The 15,797-nt window shown below is 70.4% G+C and carries 17 protein-coding genes and 3 tRNA genes; 11 read left to right on the plus strand and 9 right to left on the minus strand.

The genetic code is table 11. The features are described from left to right. Positions 1-2: 2 nt before the first annotated feature. Positions 3-1,301, minus strand: coding sequence for an amidohydrolase family protein (locus ACFYXM_RS16155; RefSeq protein ID WP_389289765.1), 1,299 nt, complete (start codon positions 1,299-1,301; stop codon positions 3-5). 503 nt (positions 1,302-1,804) lie between these two features. Here ACFYXM_RS16155 and ACFYXM_RS16160 point away from each other — a divergent pair. The 6 genes from ACFYXM_RS16160 to ACFYXM_RS16185 all read left to right on the plus strand — a co-directional run bounded on the left by ACFYXM_RS16160 (position 1,805) and on the right by ACFYXM_RS16185 (position 4,608). Continuing rightward, positions 1,805-1,877 (plus strand) — tRNA-Thr (locus ACFYXM_RS16160). A gap of 45 nt (positions 1,878-1,922) precedes the next feature. After that, positions 1,923-1,995, plus strand: a tRNA-Met gene (locus ACFYXM_RS16165). Positions 1,996-2,083: 88 nt separating this feature from the next. Continuing rightward, positions 2,084-2,248 (plus strand): 50S ribosomal protein L33, encoded by a 165-nt coding sequence (gene rpmG / locus ACFYXM_RS16170; RefSeq protein ID WP_003956487.1) that lies wholly within the window; start codon positions 2,084-2,086, stop codon positions 2,246-2,248. A 104-nt stretch (positions 2,249-2,352) separates the two neighbouring features. After that, entirely contained in the window at positions 2,353-2,805 is a 453-nt protein-coding gene (locus ACFYXM_RS16175) for a MaoC family dehydratase N-terminal domain-containing protein (protein ID WP_073786739.1), read from the plus strand. Then, entirely contained in the window at positions 2,805-3,233 is a 429-nt protein-coding gene (locus ACFYXM_RS16180) for a MaoC family dehydratase (RefSeq protein WP_389289768.1), read from the plus strand. Before ACFYXM_RS16175 ends, ACFYXM_RS16180 begins: the two co-directional genes overlap by 1 nt. A 319-nt stretch (positions 3,234-3,552) precedes the next feature. Beyond that, the gene (locus tag ACFYXM_RS16185; protein WP_389289770.1) at positions 3,553-4,608 is read left to right on the plus strand and encodes a UDP-N-acetylmuramate dehydrogenase; all 1,056 of its coding nucleotides are present in this window, start codon (positions 3,553-3,555) and stop codon (positions 4,606-4,608) included. A gap of 74 nt (positions 4,609-4,682) precedes the next feature. Here the strand turns inward: ACFYXM_RS16185 and ACFYXM_RS16190 are convergent, their stop codons facing one another. The 3 genes from ACFYXM_RS16190 to ACFYXM_RS16200 form a co-directional block, all read right to left on the minus strand. Beyond that, positions 4,683-5,318: an NAD(P)-dependent oxidoreductase gene (locus ACFYXM_RS16190; RefSeq protein WP_389289772.1), complete on the minus strand. Its 636-nt coding sequence runs from the start codon at positions 5,316-5,318 to the stop codon at positions 4,683-4,685. A 176-nt stretch (positions 5,319-5,494) separates the two neighbouring features. Further along, the gene (locus ACFYXM_RS16195) at positions 5,495-6,517 is read right to left on the minus strand and encodes an adenosine deaminase (protein WP_389289774.1); all 1,023 of its coding nucleotides are present in this window, start codon (positions 6,515-6,517) and stop codon (positions 5,495-5,497) included. Positions 6,518-6,645: 128 nt separating this feature from the next. Then, complete coding sequence (locus ACFYXM_RS16200) at positions 6,646-7,872, minus strand: pyridoxal phosphate-dependent aminotransferase (RefSeq protein WP_389289776.1); 1,227 nt, start codon at positions 7,870-7,872, stop codon at positions 6,646-6,648. A 235-nt stretch (positions 7,873-8,107) separates the two neighbouring features. Between ACFYXM_RS16200 and ACFYXM_RS16205 the strand changes: the two genes are divergently transcribed. From ACFYXM_RS16205 to nusG, 3 genes are all read left to right on the plus strand, one after another. After that, positions 8,108-8,180, plus strand: a tRNA-Trp gene (locus ACFYXM_RS16205). 106 nt (positions 8,181-8,286) lie between these two features. Beyond that, on the plus strand, positions 8,287-8,574 hold the full coding sequence (gene secE / locus ACFYXM_RS16210; RefSeq protein ID WP_073786747.1) for a preprotein translocase subunit SecE: 288 nt from the start codon (positions 8,287-8,289) through the stop codon (positions 8,572-8,574). A gap of 73 nt (positions 8,575-8,647) precedes the next feature. Further along, positions 8,648-9,499 (plus strand): transcription termination/antitermination protein NusG, encoded by an 852-nt coding sequence (nusG, locus tag ACFYXM_RS16215; RefSeq protein WP_073786748.1) that lies wholly within the window; start codon positions 8,648-8,650, stop codon positions 9,497-9,499. Between the two features lie 59 nt (positions 9,500-9,558). On the opposite strand, the gene xerC is transcribed toward nusG, so the two are convergent. The 5 genes from xerC to ACFYXM_RS16240 all read right to left on the minus strand — a co-directional run bounded on the left by xerC (position 9,559) and on the right by ACFYXM_RS16240 (position 13,361). Beyond that, positions 9,559-10,824, minus strand: coding sequence for a tyrosine recombinase XerC (gene xerC, locus ACFYXM_RS16220; RefSeq protein ID WP_389289778.1), 1,266 nt, complete (start codon positions 10,822-10,824; stop codon positions 9,559-9,561). 468 nt (positions 10,825-11,292) lie between these two features. Continuing rightward, entirely contained in the window at positions 11,293-11,532 is a 240-nt protein-coding gene (locus ACFYXM_RS16225; RefSeq protein WP_389289780.1) for a helix-turn-helix domain-containing protein, read from the minus strand. Further along, positions 11,529-11,705 (minus strand): hypothetical protein, encoded by a 177-nt coding sequence (locus tag ACFYXM_RS16230; protein WP_389289782.1) that lies wholly within the window; start codon positions 11,703-11,705, stop codon positions 11,529-11,531. The genes ACFYXM_RS16225 and ACFYXM_RS16230 overlap by 4 nt, the downstream gene beginning before the upstream one ends. 286 nt (positions 11,706-11,991) lie before the next feature. After that, a complete protein-coding gene (locus ACFYXM_RS16235) occupies positions 11,992-12,840 on the minus strand; it encodes a hypothetical protein (RefSeq protein WP_389289784.1) in 849 nt (282 codons plus the stop codon). Further along, entirely contained in the window at positions 12,837-13,361 is a 525-nt protein-coding gene (locus tag ACFYXM_RS16240) for a hypothetical protein (RefSeq protein WP_389289786.1), read from the minus strand. Before ACFYXM_RS16240 ends, ACFYXM_RS16235 begins: the two co-directional genes overlap by 4 nt. A gap of 217 nt (positions 13,362-13,578) precedes the next feature. Here ACFYXM_RS16240 and ACFYXM_RS16245 point away from each other — a divergent pair, with 217 nt between their 5' ends. Then, positions 13,579-14,358: a GntR family transcriptional regulator gene (locus ACFYXM_RS16245; RefSeq protein ID WP_389289788.1), complete on the plus strand. Its 780-nt coding sequence runs from the start codon at positions 13,579-13,581 to the stop codon at positions 14,356-14,358. After that, positions 14,355-14,918, plus strand: a complete 564-nt coding sequence (locus tag ACFYXM_RS16250) for a GNAT family N-acetyltransferase (RefSeq protein WP_389289789.1) — start codon at positions 14,355-14,357, stop codon at positions 14,916-14,918. The genes ACFYXM_RS16245 and ACFYXM_RS16250 overlap by 4 nt, the downstream gene beginning before the upstream one ends. Positions 14,919-15,797 lie beyond the last annotated feature (879 nt).

Consider the following 15,797-nt stretch of genomic DNA (forward strand, 5'->3'; position numbering starts at 1 on the left):
GCTCAGGGCCCGCCGAACGGATCCGGCCGACCCTGGCGCGGCAGGCCGAGGGCGACGACGGTCTCCGAGTCGCAGTACTCGCGCACGGCGCTCGTCCGCGCCACCACCCGGCCGCGGTGCACCACGATCCGGCTGTACGCGAGCGACAGCACGCCCGAGAGCTGTTCCCCGCGCACGGCGAGCAGTTCGGCCGGGAACCCCGCCTCGACCCGGACCTCGGGCAGGCCCATCGCCTTCCTGGCGGTCGAGGAGACCGCCCGGTACGCCTCGTCGGGCCGCAGTCCGCTCTGCGAGGACAGCAGATAGGCGGCCTCCAGCGGGTCCCCGCGGCCCACCGGGTTCGTGATGTCCCGCAGCGCCCCGCTGCCCGCCGCGATCCGTACCCCGGCGGCGCGCAACAGCCCCACGGGCGCGGTGCCCCGGCCCTCCACTCCGCCGCAGCCGCCCTGGGGGAGGCAGATCACCGTCACCCCGGCCGCGGCGAGCTGGTCCGCGGCCCGCGTCGCGGACTGCGAGGGGAGCCGGGCCAGACCGGCGCACGGACCGACGGAGACACCGGACCGTACTCCGCCCGCCACGGCGGCCAGCCGTCCGAGCCGGGCCGGGTCGTCACCGTCCGTGTGCAGGTCGACGGGGCAGCCGTGCTCGGCGGCGATCTCCAGCACGGCCTCCGCGTACCCCGCCGGGTCCGGGTCGAGGTCGGGGCAGCCACCTACCGCGCACGCCCCCATCTTCACCGCGTCGCGCAGCATGGCCAGGTTGTCGGCGCCCGCGACGCCGGTGAGCAGCCGGGGCACGGCGACCGGCGCGAGTTCGACGAGCCCGCACAGCGAGTCCCGGGCGCGCAGCACGGCGTCGAGCGAGGCGAGGCCCTGGACCGAGCCGATCCGTACGTGCGCACGCAGCGCGGTGGCACCGTGCCCGAGCTGCAGCAGCGCGGCTTCGGTGGCCCGGCGCTGGATGTCCTGGGGCCGGTGCGAGACGGGGCCCGGGATGCCGGGGCCCGTGCCGTCGGCGGTGAGCGCGGTGTCGCTGTGGGCGTGGGGTTCGACGGGGGCCGGGAGCAGCAGATGGCCGCGCAGGTCCACCCGGGCGCCGGGGACGGCCAGGCTGCCCGCGGTGCCGACGGCCTCGATACGGCCGCCGCCGAGCCGTACGTCCACGACACGGCCGTCGGTGAGGCGGGCGCCGCAGAGCACCAGGGGGGTCGTCCCGGTGGTCGTGGCGGTGTCGGGGCCGTCGGTCGCGTCGGCCGGGTCGTCGGCGTGGTCGTCGGACGGCCGCGGATGGCTCTCGGGCATCGCGCTCCTGGAACGGGAAGTCGCTGGCAGGGGGTGCGAGGGGTGCAAAGGGCTGGGAGGCGGGAGGGAAGAAGGGCGACTGGAAAGCGCGGAAGGTCACGCAGAGTGAGTCGAGCCTAGGGGCGTGTTCGGCCCGGTTCGAGGAGGAGCGAAATAGTCGTACCGGTGTGGCTCCGGGGGCGTAGGGGCCGAGGGCGGACGTCCGGGGCGGCATCGGCGTACCGGGGCGAGCCGGAGGGACCGCCGTGGCCCACGGGGTGGGTGATGGCATCGCCGGGGCCGCGGAAGAACCGGTCGGCGCCGCCGGGAACGGGTGGTGGTGGCCGCGGGTGCGTGCGCACCGGGGCGGAACGTCCGGGGCCCGTGTGGCGGCCGAGGCGCTGTTCAGGCGGCCGGGAAGCGGGAGCGGAGCGGACGACGGGCGGGCGGACCGGCCGCTCGGAGCGGGGCGCTCAAACCGATTTGGGCAACCGGCGACCGAGCGTGTAATGTCTTCCTCGCTCGCCCCAATAGCTCAGTCGGTAGAGCGTCTCCATGGTAAGGAGAAGGTCTGCGGTTCGATTCCGCATTGGGGCTCTGGTGATCGGGAATCCCCGCTTCGGCGGGGGGATCCGTCATCAAAGCGGTGTAGCTCAGTCGGTAGAGCAAGCGGCTCATAATCGCTGTGTCACCGGTTCAAGTCCGGTCACCGCTACTCACGGTAGCCGATTGCGGGGTCGGTCCTTCGATCGGCTACTCTTTTTTGCGTTCATCCGTCCATCTGTCCGTCAAGGAGCACTCACGTGGCTGCCACCGACGTCCGCCCGAAGATCACGCTGGCCTGCGTGGAGTGCAAGGAGCGGAACTACATCACCAAGAAGAACCGGCGCAACAACCCGGACCGTCTTGAGATGAAGAAGCACTGCCCGCGCTGCAACTCCCACACCGCGCACCGCGAAACGCGCTGAATCAGGCTCGTACACGAGGCCGTCCCCGATGGGGGCGGCCTCGTGTCGTTGTATGGGGCTGTTGTTTCGGCCTTTTTCATCTCTCAGCAGGAGGTAGCGAGCTCATGGCGCTCGACCAGTCCTTCGTGGGGCGGACCTATCCGCCCACCCCGCCGTACGAGGTCGGCCGCGAGAAGATCCGCGAGTTCGCCGAGGCGGTGGGCGATGCCAATCCGGTGTACGTCGACCCCGAGGCCGCCAAGGCGCTCGGCCACAGCGACGTGATCGCGCCGCCGACGTTCGTCTTCTCGATCACCTTCAAGGCCGCCGGGCAGGTGGTACAGGATCCGCAGCTGGGCCTGGACTACAGCCGAGTGGTGCACGGCGACCAGAAGTTCGCCTACATGCGCCCCGTGCGGGCGGGGGACCGGCTGACGGTCACCTCGACGATCGAGGGCATCAAGTCCCTGGCGGGCAACGACGTCCTGGACATCCGCGGCGAGGTCCACGACGCGTCCGGTGAGCACGTGGTGACCGCGTGGACGAAGCTGGTGGCGCGCGCCGCCGAGGAGGCGTGATGACGGCGAGGATCGGATACGAGTCGGTCGAGGTCGGTATGGAACTGCCCGCGCAGTCCTTCCCGGTGACCCGGGCGACGCTGGTTCAGTACGCGGGCGCTTCCGGGGACTTCAACCCGATCCACTGGAACGAGAAGTTCGCCCGCGAGGTCGGACTGCCGGACGTGATCGCGCACGGCATGTTCACCATGGCCGAGGCGATCCGCGTGGTCACGGACTGGGTGGGCGACCCGGGGGCGGTCGTCGAGTACGGGGTCCGGTTCACCAAGCCGGTCGTCGTGCCGAACGACGACGAGGGCGCCCTGATCGAGGTCGGCGCCAAGGTGGCCGCCCTGCTCGACGACAAGCGGGTGCGGGTGGACCTGACGGCCATGAGCGAGGGCAAGAAGGTGCTGGGCATGGCCCGGGCCGTGGTGCAGCTCGCCTGAGGCGGCGAGCGGACCTGCGAACGCGGAGACCTGCGGGCGCGGACCTGCGGGCGCGGACCGGAGAGGCGGTGGCGCCGGCCGCCCTCGTCGCGCTGCTGATCCCGGGGCGCGGCAAGGCCCCGGCCGCCGAGGCCGCGGCGGCCGACGAAGCGGTGGGGGAGCGCGTCCCCGCCGCCTGAGCGCGGCCCTCGCGTTCCCTCCGGGACCCGGCCCCGGCCGCTTCGGTCCGCGGCCCCGCCCGAGCGGTGGGGTCACGGACCGGGGCGCACCCGGAGACGCGCACCCGGGCCGTCCACGGGCGGACCGTACTCTTGTCCCCGTGCAGGAACTCCACGACGCCCCCCTCGCCCCGCTGACCACCTTCCGTCTCGGTGGTCCCGCCTCCCGCCTCCTCACGGCGACGACCGACGCCGAGGTGATCGAGGCTGTGCGCGAGGCCGACGACACCGGCACTCCGCTCCTCGTCATCGGCGGCGGCAGCAACCTGGTCATCGGCGACAAGGGCTTCGACGGCACCGCCCTGCGCATCGCGACCCAGGGCTTCGCCCTGGACGGCACCGCGCTGGAGCTGGCCGCCGGGGAGATCTGGACGGACGCGGTCGCCCGCACCGTCGAAGCCGGTCTCGCGGGCATCGAGTGCCTGGCCGGAATCCCGGGCTCCGCCGGGGCGACGCCGATCCAGAACGTCGGCGCCTACGGCCAGGAGGTGGCGTCCACGATCACGGAGGTCGTGGCCTACGACCGGCAGGCCCGCGAAACAGTCACCCTCATCAACGCCGAATGCGCGTTCTCATACCGGCACAGCCGCTTCAAGGCCGAACCCGACCGCTTCGTGGTGCTCCGTGTCCGTTTCGAGCTGGAGGACGCGGGCGGCCTGTCCGCGCCCCTGAAGTACGCCGAGACGGCCCGCGCCATGGGTGTCGAACAGGGCGAGCGCGTGCCCGCCTCCGCCGCCCGCGACACCGTGCTCAAGCTCCGCGCGGGCAAGGGCATGGTGCTGGACCCCGAGGACCATGACTCCTGGTCGGCCGGTTCCTTCTTCACCAACCCGATCCTGGAGGCGGCCCAGTACGAGGCGTTCCTCGTTCGCGTCCGGGACCGGCTCGGCCCCGACGCGAAGCCCCCCGCCTTCCCCGCGGGCGAGGGTCGCGTCAAGACCTCCGCGGCCTGGCTCATCGACAGGGCCGGCTTCACCAAGGGCTACGGCACCGGACCGGCCCGCATCTCCACCAAGCACACCCTCGCGCTCACCAACCGGGGCGGCGCCACCACCGAGGACCTCCTCGCGCTCGCCCGCGAGGTCGTCGCCGGGGTCCACGAGGCGTTCGGCGTCACGCTCGTCAACGAACCCGTCACGGTCGGCGTGAGCCTGTAGGACGCGTACGGCGGACGTGCGGGCCCCGGACGGTACACCGGACCCGGCGCACAGCCCCGGCGCGCGGGGGCTCCTCAGTACGCCACCCCCACGCCCCGCCGCACCGCGGCCGGGTCGTCGACCAGGGCCGGCATCGCGTGGGCCACGTCGGCCCGCGAGATGGGCCGGCCGCCGCGCGGACCGCCGCCGACGACCGTCCGGTACGTGCCCGTCAGCGGGCCGTCGGTGAGCTTCGGCGGCCGTACCGACGTCCAGTTCGTCGCGCTCTCGGCCGGCGCGGCCTCCATGCGCGCCAGGTCCGCGTGGACCTCCTTGAGGACCGCCCCCACCACCCTGCGGACCAGCCGGTCCACCAGCGGGTCGTCGGACGGGCGCGGGCCGACCGGGGCCGCGCCGACCACGACCAGCCGGCGCGTCCCCTCGGCCTCCATCGCCCGCAGCACGGACCGGGTCAGCCGTTCCGCCACGCCGTCGGCCCTCCGCCCGCGCGAGCCGAGCCCGGAGAGCACCGCGTCCCGGCCCGCCACCATTTCGCACGGCGCCTCCGGATCCTCCGGCCGCGCCACCGTGCGGACGCTCACCCCGGGAGGCGGTACGGGCAGCCGTGCCGGATCGCGCACCACCGCCGTCACCTCGTGGCCCGCCACCACCGCCTGGCGGACGATCTCCCGGCCGACGCCGCCCGTCGCACCGAACACCGTGATCCTCATGACGCACCTCCCGGGAAGTGAACACCCGCTCGCGCGCATCCGCGTGCCGGGTGCGCGGCCGGACGGATCCGCGCGGCGCCCGCGGCTCAGAGCTCCATCCCAGGACATCCCGGCGCCTTGGAATCGCACGCACCAAGCCGCGTCCGCTTTCCGATCGAAGGCCATCCGGCAGGCTCTCAGCCGACAGGCTTCGCCAGCCAGTCGTCGATGCCCGCCAGCAGCTCCGTGCGGACCGGGGCCGGCGCGGCGGAGCCGCGTACCGACTGCCGGGCCAGCTCCGCGAGCTCCTCGTCGGTGAACGCGTGATGGTGCCGTACGAGGTCGTACTGGGCGGCCAGCCGGGAGCCGAAGAGCAGCGGGTCGTCCGCGCCCAGCGCCATCGGCACCCCGGCGTCGAACAGAGTCCGCAGGGGGACATCGGCGGGCTTCTCGTAGACGCCCAGCGCCACGTTCGACGCCGGGCACACCTCGCAGGTCACCCCGCTCTCCGCCAGCCGGCGCAGCAGCCGGGGGTCCTCGGCGGCCCGGACGCCGTGCCCGATCCGGGAGGCGTCCAGGTCGTCCAGGCAGTCCCGCACACTGGCGGGGCCCGACAGCTCGCCGCCGTGCGGGGCGGCCAGCAGACCGCCGTCCCGGGCGATGGCGAAGGCCCGGTCGAAGTCCCGGGCCATGCCCCGGCGCTCGTCGTTGGAGAGCCCGAAGCCGACCACGCCCCGGTCCGCGTACCGCACCGCGAGCCGGGCCAGCGTCCGGGCGTCCAGCGGGTGCTTCATCCGGTTCGCCGCGATCACCACCCGGATCGGCAGACCGGTCTCCCGCGAGGCGGCGTCCACCGCGTCCAGGATGATCTCGATCGCCGGGATCAGTCCGCCCAGCAGCGGGGCGTACGAGGTGGGGTCGACCTGTATCTCCAGCCAGCCGGAACCGTCGGCGACGTCCTCCTGGGCCGTCTCGCGCACCAGCCGCCGGATGTCCTCGGGGGCCCTCAGACAGGAGCGGGCGATGTCGTAGAGCCGCTGGAAGCGGAACCAGCCCCGTTCGTCCGTGGCCCGCAGCCGGGGCGGTTCTCCGCCGGTCAGGGCCTCAGGCAGGCGCACGCCGTACTTGTCGGCGAGTTCGAGCAGGGTCGTGGGCCGCATCGACCCGGTGAAATGCAGGTGCAGGTGGGCCTTGGGCAACAGCCGTACATCACGCTCCATCCCAGGATCTTGTCGCACACGCGGGGTCCGGCGGTAGCCGCTTTGCCAATCCGGGGTTGCGTACGAACAAACAAGCGACCCCCGGCCGGAGCCGGGGGTCGGTGACGGAATTCCAGCATTCAGCGCTGCTACGCCTTGGCCTCCGCCAGGAGCTTCTGGAGCCGCGAGACGCCCTCGACGAGGTCGTCGTCGCCCAGGGCGTACGAAAGGCGCAGGTAACCCGGCGTGCCGAACGCCTCGCCCGGCACGACCGCGACCTCGGCCTCGTCCAGGATGAGCGCCGCCAGCTCGACCGAGGTGGCCGGGCGCCTGCCGCGGATCTCCTTGCCGAGCAGCCCCTTCACCGAGGGGTACGCGTAGAACGCGCCCTCGGGCTCCGGGCACAGCACGCCGTCGATCTCGTTGAGCATCCGGACGATGGTCCGGCGGCGCCGGTCGAAGGCGGTGCGCATCTCGGCGACCGCGTCCAGGTCCCCGGAGACGGCGGCCAGTGCGGCCACCTGGGCGACGTTGGAGACGTTGGACGTGGCGTGCGACTGGAGGTTGGTCGCGGCCTTGACGACGTCCTTCGGGCCGATGAGCCAGCCCACCCGCCAGCCGGTCATCGCGTACGTCTTGGCGACACCGTTGACCACGACGCACTTGTCGCGCAGCTCGGGCACGATCGCCGGCAGCGAGGTGAACTTCGCGTCGCCGTAGACCAGGTGCTCGTAGATCTCGTCGGTCAGCACCCACAGGCCGTGCTCGACGGCCCAGCGGCCGATCGCCTCGGCCTCGGCCTCGGCGTACACGGCGCCGGTCGGGTTGGAGGGCGAGACGAAGAGGACCACCTTGGTCCTCTCCGTGCGGGCCGCCTCCAGCTGCTCCACGGAGACCCGGTAGCCGGTGGTCTCGTCGGCCACGACCTCCACCGGGACGCCGCCGGCCAGCCGGATCGACTCGGGGTAGGTGGTCCAGTACGGGGCCGGGACGATGACCTCGTCGCCCGGGTCGAGGACCGCGGCGAACGCCTCGTAGATGGCCTGCTTGCCGCCGTTGGTCACGAGGATCTGGGAGGCGTCGACCTCGTAGCCGGAGTCGCGCAGCGTCTTCTCCGCGATCGCGGCCTTGAGCTCGGGGAGCCCGCCCGCCGGGGTGTAGCGGTGGTACTTCGGGTTGCGGCAGGCCTCGACGGCTGCCTCGACGATGTAGCCGGGGGTCGGGAAGTCGGGCTCGCCGGCGCCGAAGCCGATCACCGGACGGCCGGCGGCCTTGAGGGCCTTGGCCTTGGCGTCGACGGCGAGGGTGGCGGACTCGGAGATCGCGCCGACGCGGGCGGAGACCCGGCGCTCGGACGGAGAAGTTGCAGCGCTCATGGCCTCCATGGTCCCAGACCGCCGGGCCCGGCGGCGCGAGGGTTTCGGGGAGCGGACAGGATCCCGAAGGCGTCCGGACGGCCCGCGAACGACATGCGGCGGGGGATGCCGCGAGCTAACTGTTCGACGCCGGGCCGCCGAACACGTACACTCACCTGTCGTTGGCCTTCACCGGCCGAATCGCTTCCCCTCCCGGAGCACCCGGGAAGATGCGGTAGGTTGGTGGAAACCACAAAGGGTCGTAGCTCAATTGGTAGAGCACTGGTCTCCAAAACCAGCGGTTGGGGGTTCAAGTCCCTCCGGCCCTGCTACACACTTCTTCGCCAGGAAGTGTGCGCATGTACGTACTTCAATGCACCGCCGTGCGGCTCCACCGGGCGCGGCACGGCCACGACCCGGAATCAGGTGAGAAGCGTGACGGACGCCGTGGGCTCCATCGACATGCCTGATGCCGAGGATGAAGTACCCGAGTCGAAGAAGAAGACCCGGAAGGGCGGCAAGCGCGGAAAGAAGGGCCCCCTGGGGCGCCTCGCGCTGTTCTACCGCCAGATCATCGCCGAGTTGCGCAAGGTCGTCTGGCCGACTCGTTCCCAGTTGACGACGTACACCACTGTGGTGATCGCATTCGTCGTCGTCATGATCGGCCTCGTGACCGTGATTGACTTCGGATTCCAGCGGGTCATCAAGTACGTCTTCGGCTGATCCCGCGGAGGGCGCCTCATGGGCGCCCCTTTCGCATGTTCCACCCATATGTAGCCAGGAAGAAGCAGCCACCGTGTCTGACCCGAACCTGAACGACGCCGTCGAGCCGACGGCGGGCGCCTTCGAGTCCGCCGAGGACGAGCTCGACATCGTCGAGGCGGCGGATGCCGAGGAGCCGGACCAGGCCGAAGCTGCCGACGCCGCCGCAGGGGAGCCTGCCGAGCAGGCCGCCCTGCACATCGAGGACGACGCCGCAGCCGACGCGGATTCCGACGACGACGAGAGCGATGCCGAGGAGGCCGCTCCGGTCGACCCCGTCGCAGCCCTGCGCGAGGAACTCCGCGGCCTGCCCGGCGAGTGGTACGTCATCCACACGTACGCCGGTTACGAGAAGCGCGTGAAGGCCAACCTGGAGCAGCGCGCCGTCTCGCTGAACGTCGAGGACTTCATCTACCAGGCCGAGGTGCCCGAGGAAGAGATCGTCCAGATCAAGAACGGCGAGCGCAAGAACGTCCGCCAGAACAAGCTCCCGGGCTACGTCCTGGTCCGCATGGACCTGACGAACGAGTCCTGGGGCGTCGTACGCAACACCCCCGGTGTCACCGGCTTCGTGGGCAACGCCTACGACCCGTACCCGCTGACCCTGGACGAGATCGTCAAGATGCTCGCCCCGGAGGCGGAGGAGAAGGCCGCCCGCGAGGCCGCGGAGGCCGAGGGCAAGCCGGCGCCGGCCCGCAAGGTCGAGGTGCAGGTGCTCGACTTCGAGGTGGGCGACTCGGTCACCGTCACCGACGGCCCGTTCGCCACGCTCCAGGCGACGATCAACGAGATCAACGCCGACTCGAAGAAGGTCAAGGGTCTCGTCGAGATCTTCGGCCGCGAGACCCCGGTCGAGCTCAGCTTCGACCAGATCCAGAAGAACTAAGCCGGATCATGGGCTAAAGATGCCCCCACCTGCGGGTTTCCCGAAGGTGGGGGCATCGCTCATGCGGCGTGGGCCGTCTGTGGGCCGTCATCCGTCCGACCGGCGGCCTCGTACATGTCATCAACGGCAAGCCGGGTGCGGCTCTCGCTGCTCGGCATCAGGTGCGTGTACGTCCGGAGAGTGAACCCCGGGTCGCCGTGCCCCAGGTACTGGCTCAGGGCCCTGATGTTCTCCCCGGCGTCCAGCAGCACGGAGGCGTAGAAGTGCCTCAGCGCGTGCATGCCGTCTTCACGGGAGGCCCTGGCCCGCTCGCCATGCAAGGGGACGGGGAGGACGCCAGCGGCCACGAGAGCGGGTTTCCAGGCGTGGGAGTTGAAGTCGTTCCGGCGGCACGCCCCACCATCGTGGCTGGTGAAGATCAGGCGTTTGGTCACCTTCGGTCCGTCCGGCTTGAGCCACGGGAGGGTGACGTTCGCCGAGGGGAAGACCGCCATGTGGGCCGTGAGCGCACGGCCGACGTACTGGGGGAGAGGTACGTCACGTACCTTGCCGCCCTTCGGCGGGGCGAAGACCCGGTGGCCGTCCACGAGCTTCACCTGAAACCCGACGTGCAGCCATCCTGTGGCGAACCCCACTTCGTCTGCCGGCAGGCCGAAGATCTCGCCCTGTCGAAGACCGCACCCGCCACCGACGTCGACCATCGCGCGGAAGCGCTCGGGGAGGGCCGACCGCACAGCGAAGACGCGCCCGGAGTCCCACGGCCGTACCCTGCCGGGCGCGGGCTTGGGCGCCTTGACCGATGCCGCACGGCAGGGGTTCCGCTGGATCACCCGGTCGTCCACGGCCGCGGTGAAGACGGCGGACACGTTCTTGAAGATCTCCCGCCGGTACGTGGCACCGGCCACGGTGTTTTCCAGCGCCCGCGTCCACTCCCGGATGTGCTCCGGCTGGAACGCCCCGAGGGGCCGCGAGCCAATGTGCGGGAAGGCGTGGAGCCGTAGCCGCATCTCGACGGCCGAGCGGGTCACAGGGTCGGTCGTCTGGGCGGCGATCCACCGTTCCGCGTACTGCTGGAAGGTGGTGCGGCTGGTCTTGGGGTCGATGTACTCGCCTCGGGACATGTCGGCCTCGATGTGGGTGAGCCACTGTTCGGCGAGGCGCTTCTGACGGTCAGGGAAGCTCTTGGACTTCTCGGTTCCGTCGGGGCCGATGTAGCGGGCGCGGTAGCGCATGCCGGTGCCGTGACGGTTGGTCTTGACCCGGCTCTCCTTGCCGTTGGCGTCGGTCTCGGTCTTGTACCAGCGGTCTTGGATGTGGCCAGCCATGTGGGGCTGTGTCCTTTCGGTTCGTGGTGCGTGCCCTTGTCAGGGAGGGAGGCAAGGGGGGTGCCGCGGAAATGGCTGTGGAGGGGGTTTCGGAGTGGTTGAGGGATGCGCCTCCCTGCCTCCCTGGATGAGGGTTTGTGCTGGTCACCGGCAGGGAGGCACCCCAGGGAGGCGGTTAGGGAGTTCTCCCTGACTCCCTGGGGCGACGGGGGCCGCCTCCCTGGGCGTTTCGCCTCGGTAGGCGGGTCTTGGCGTGGGGGTCCAGACCCCCTTTACCGGCCTTACCTCGCAGGTCAGAGGCCGCTACCTCCCCCTCTACCGGGGTAAAGGGCCCCCTCTACCGGCGGGCGCCGGGTGGGGCCGCTGTCGGCGGCCGGTTCGGGCGGTGGATCAGGCCCGGGGTAGAGGGGGAGGGCTTTACCGCGCGGTGCCGCGCGCGAGTCGGGTTCGTGCCGCGCGGTGCGCGGTTCATGCCGCGTCGTGGGCGGTCTGCTGATCGATCCAGTCGCGGACGGCGGCGGGGTCGTAGCGGACGTGGCGGCCGACGCGGAAGCCGGGCGGGCCGATGCGGTGCTTGCGCCAGCGGTAGACGGTTTCGATCGGAACGGCGAGCAGTACGGCGATGTCTTCGGGGGTGAGGTAGCGGTCCGGGAGTCCGGCGCGGAGGATCGATCGGGGGTCGGTCAACTTGGGTGGGGGCGTGTTCATGCCGCCAGTCCTTCCATCTCGTACTGCTCGGATCGGGTCGGTTGATCGAGGGCAGGTGCGGGGTCGGTGTTCACGGGCGGCGGGTCGGTGTTCACGCGGCGGCTCCGGATGTTCACGGCGACCGGGTCGGTGTTCACCGGGCCGATGGGGTGTTCACGCGGCGGCCCTTCCACAGCCGGACGGTGCGGGGTGACCGCGTGGGTGTCCGCGCGGGAACGGTGTACGCGCAGGTCACCCCCCAACTGTTCAAGCGATCGGGTGACCGCACGGGTGGCCGTGTGGTGGGCGTGGGCAAGTCGGGCTAACAGGCGCCCGACCGGCCGGGGCGGACGGAGTGAGGGCCTGGCCGGTGCACGGGGTGAACATGCCACCGGGGTCGGTGAACGCGAGGTGGAAACCGTGAACGTCCGCCTCGCCCACCGGGGGCGTTCACGGTTTCCACCCGTTGGAAGGGCACGGCTACCACTCCGCCCGCAGGGTGCGTGTCCACGTGCCGCCCGGTCCGGGCGGCGGGGTCGCCCCGAGAACGTGCCCGCCACCGTCCAGCCGGACCAGGAGCGGGGACGGCTGGTGGGTGTCGGCGCGCATGAGGTCGAAGCAGAACCGGCGACGGCGGCGGTCCGGCAGCGCCTGCCGGCAGAGCCAGTCACGGCCCGGCGTGACGGCCGTGACGCCCGGCTGCGACGACCCGGGGGCGTCGGGGCTGACCTGCGTGACTCCCCGCGTCACAGGGGTGGTGAACTCGTCCGTCATGGCCCGGCCGAGTCGCACGAGGGTTTCGAGGGGGACCAGGGCGGCACCCTGCCTGATCGCCCGGGAAACCAGCAACGGCGCCCGCCGCGCGGTGAGCGCGTCCGTCTGATGGTGGCGGTGGGCGGGCGACAGGTACAGGGCCACGGCCGCTTCCCCCACCGTCAGCGGCCGGGAGCGGGCCCCGGCGTACCAGAACGACAGGGCCAGCCGGTAGGCGAACCTCCGGCAGTCCACGACCTCGTGGAACTCGTCCGAGGGCAGGCCCTCGAAGGTCTCGCGGACCTCCGCGATCCTGGCCCGACCGAGTTCGGTGACGGCGGCCTGCAAGGCCGCATACAGGGTGTCGGTGCTCGGGACCGGCACGGCGAGTTCGTCAGCCGCGGCCTCGAAGAGCGCGGCGGCCACCTCGTTCACGTCCAGTTCCAGGCCCGCCACGGGGACGGTGGGGAACTCCTCACCGTCCCGGCGCCGCTCCCGCCGCACCAAAGGCACGGCGGGAGCGGCCGGGACCGCCACGCGGGCATACAGCGCGCCGATCGGGCCCAAAGAATTCATCGGACGCCCGCCCCGGCCATGGCGGCACGGTGGACCATGCAGTGCTGGCTGTACGAGGCGCCGGGGTCCCAGTCAACGATGATCTCGACCAGGCCGGTCCCGCCGCACGCGCACTCGCCGTCGACCTGCGCGGCCGTGTTCCGGGCGATCGCAGTCTTGCTCATGCCGTCGAAGCACTTGCTCGTAGCCGTCGCCTGCTCAGCGATCCGAAGACGCCGACCGTCGGGGAAACGCTCCTCGTGCCGGGCCTGCACATCCGACGTGACCAGGCCGCCCACGGCCAGCATGAAATGCCCGTTGTACAGCTCCGCACGACGGCGCAACTCCTCAGCGCCGAGCCGCGAAGCACCCTGCACGATCCACTCACGGACCTGGTCCTTCGTGCCGTAACGGCGACGCGTCGGCATGTCCGACGCGTACAGCGCCACCGTCCGCTCACTGCCCGTCATGTCGGGGACCGAAGGAACGACCCCGGTCGTGACCTGTTCGGCACGCCGTTCCGCGACGATTCCAGGCATCATGGTTGTACCCCTTTCGGGTCGGGGAGCGGCGGCTTGACTTGGCGGTTTGGGCGCCGCTCCCTGCGTGTACCAAGCCCGTTTTAGGCATGGCGGTGCCCCTGGGCAGGGGCGTAGGATTTCCTGCATCACTTCTCATGAGAAGTGATGCACTGAAGGTAGACGGACTTCACGCCGCCCGTCAACGGCTTCTCATGAGAAGTGCCGTTAAGCTGTTCCCATGCCAAGCCACAGCCGCGCCGCCACCGCACCGCGCATTCACGAGATCGCATCTGACCTGCGGGCTCGCATCGATGCAGGCGAGTTCCCGCCGGGCAGCAAGCTGCCGAGTACCCGGGAGCTTGCCGAGCAGTACGTCATCAGTGCACAAGCCATCGCCCGAGTGGTCGCCCTGCTCAAGGGGGATGGGTTGGTCGAGGGTCGCCAGGGTGCCGGGGTATTCGTTCGCACGTGGCGCCCCCTGGTCTACCGGCCTCAGAGCGAGTTTCGCCGGAAGCCTCCGACCGTCGACATCTTCACGAACCTCCTGGAATCGGAGGGACGGGACGGGAGTCAAACGATCGAGGTGGAGACGTGCCTACCCAGTGAACCCATCCGTAGGCGGCTCCAGCTTGCGGAAGGGGAACTCGTGGCCGTGCGTCGAAGGACGAGTTACGTCGACGGTCAAGAGCCCTTTGCCACCGACGATTCTTACGTTGCCCTGGACCTCGTCGAAGGGTCCGAGTGGATGACTGAGGGAAGCGTGGAACGCGGAACCAACCAGGTGCTTGCAGAGCTGGGCTTCAGGCTGGTGGAAGCACTGGATGAGATCTACGTCAGGATGCCGAAGCCCGAAGAGGCGGAACGCCTCAACCTCCGTGCCGGCACTCCGATTGCCGAACTGATCACCACCGGTCATGACCGCAACGGCCGCCCTGTTCAGGTGACCTCTTGCATTCTGCCAGGAGACCGCCACGTCGTGGTGTACGAGCGAACCGCACCAGAGGAGGGGGGCGAATGATCGTCCTGCCCGCGAAGCCGGAGGATGTGCCCCGACTGGTTCGTTTCCGGGTAGATACAGCGGCCTGGCTCACGTCACTGGGCACCGATCAGTGGTCCACCCCGTTCCCGGCAGAACACGTTGCGGCGAGCGTGAACGCCGGAGAAGTCTTTCTCGTCAAGGAACGCGAAGAGGGCGAAGCGGTAGCGACCGTAACGCTTGATCACAACATCGACCCTGAGATTTGGGACCTCTGGACGCCGGAAGAGCGGGAAGAGCCCGCCCTGTACGTTCACAAGCTCACCGTCGATCGCCGCTACGGGGGGCGCGGACTGGGTGGCCGACTTCTTGACTGGGCAGGGGACCGTGCTGCCCGACAGGGGGCGCGGTGGCTGCGGCTCGATGCTTGGACATCGAATGTCAGGCTGCACCGGTACTACCTCCAGCAGGGCTTCAGGCACGTGCGAACCACTGCCGATCCTGACGAGGTGTCCGGCTGGCTCGCTCAGCGGCCCGCGCGCCTTGCGGAGCACGGCTTTGATGACCGCACGGCCCCCGTGCTGCGGTCGCTGCCACGCTGAGAGCGTCGGGCTCGTATTGCTCTGAGTCGTGACTCATCAAGGCTCAGCAGCATTGTCCGCGACGAGACCCGTCCTGGCCCCGGGCCTCCTGGTGTCGCGGGGCGCGATGCTGCGACTTGGTTCTAGCGAAAGGTGTCGTCCCTCCGGGAATGCCAGGGGAGGGCCGAACGGTCGGCGTTCTCCGAGGCCCTGCTAGGCGCTAGTTCCCTGGTCAGGGCGCTGCTGGCTGCTAGCGGCCCTGCTAGACCTAGCAACCGCTGCTGCTAGGTCTAGCAGGGGCGCTCAGAGGCGCGTTCATCAGGGAAGGGCAAGGCGGACCGCCTACGGCGGGCGACCTCCGGGCGCCTCGACGGGCGAGAGCTCCCGTCGTACGGCGACTGCGGTACGACCTTCCAAGGGGGTACCTGGCGCAAGGGGTGGGGAAGCGACCGTAGCCCCGTGCGGCGGCACCTGTCCGAGGCGCGCGTTTCTGCGTCACCGCGTCATCTGCGTCACTTATAGGGTCTGAGCTGCGGTTTTGTGGTGACGCAGAGGTGTCGGAGTGCGTCATTGGTGACGCAGGCGTACGTCATCGGTGACGCGCGTGGTGACGCAGGTGACGCAGGATGACGCAGACGAAACCGCTCTGCGTCACCGCTGTTTCAGCAGGTCAGAGGCCGTTTCGGGCCGTCTGGTGACGCGGTGACGCAGACTTTCCTTACTTAGGAAAAAAGAAGAGGGTTTCTGTAGTAGTCCGGTGAGCCTCAACACGTGAACGCCGAACAACAAGAGGAGCACGCTGCGCCCGGGGGGGTGCCCCTATCTGTTTCGTCAACCCTGACGGGTCTGATTCATAGGGGTTCGCGCTGGTTTCCGGGAACGTCCCGCGAAGCGGGATGT

Origin of the sequence: Streptomyces sp. NPDC002476, from assembly GCF_042889785.1 — a bacterium.
In the GTDB taxonomy this organism is placed as follows: Bacteria; Actinomycetota; Actinomycetes; order Streptomycetales; family Streptomycetaceae; genus Streptomyces.

Coding starts and splice junctions, on each gene's coding strand:
- ACFYXM_RS16155 (WP_389289765.1), bottom strand. CDS start 1,301: ATGCCCGAGAGCCATCCGCGGCCGTCCGACGACCACGCCGACGACCCG.
- ACFYXM_RS16175 (WP_073786739.1), top strand. CDS start 2,353: ATGGCGCTCGACCAGTCCTTCGTGGGGCGGACCTATCCGCCCACCCCG.
- ACFYXM_RS16180 (WP_389289768.1), top strand. CDS start 2,805: ATGACGGCGAGGATCGGATACGAGTCGGTCGAGGTCGGTATGGAACTG.
- ACFYXM_RS16190 (WP_389289772.1), bottom strand. CDS start 5,318: ATGAGGATCACGGTGTTCGGTGCGACGGGCGGCGTCGGCCGGGAGATC.
- ACFYXM_RS16195 (WP_389289774.1), bottom strand. CDS start 6,517: ATGGAGCGTGATGTACGGCTGTTGCCCAAGGCCCACCTGCACCTGCAT.
- ACFYXM_RS16200 (WP_389289776.1), bottom strand. CDS start 7,872: ATGAGCGCTGCAACTTCTCCGTCCGAGCGCCGGGTCTCCGCCCGCGTC.
- xerC (WP_389289778.1), bottom strand. CDS start 10,824: ATGGCTGGCCACATCCAAGACCGCTGGTACAAGACCGAGACCGACGCC.
- ACFYXM_RS16225 (WP_389289780.1), bottom strand. CDS start 11,532: ATGAACACGCCCCCACCCAAGTTGACCGACCCCCGATCGATCCTCCGC.
- ACFYXM_RS16235 (WP_389289784.1), bottom strand. CDS start 12,840: ATGAATTCTTTGGGCCCGATCGGCGCGCTGTATGCCCGCGTGGCGGTC.
- ACFYXM_RS16240 (WP_389289786.1), bottom strand. CDS start 13,361: ATGATGCCTGGAATCGTCGCGGAACGGCGTGCCGAACAGGTCACGACC.
- ACFYXM_RS16245 (WP_389289788.1), top strand. CDS start 13,579: ATGCCAAGCCACAGCCGCGCCGCCACCGCACCGCGCATTCACGAGATC.
- ACFYXM_RS16250 (WP_389289789.1), top strand. CDS start 14,355: ATGATCGTCCTGCCCGCGAAGCCGGAGGATGTGCCCCGACTGGTTCGT.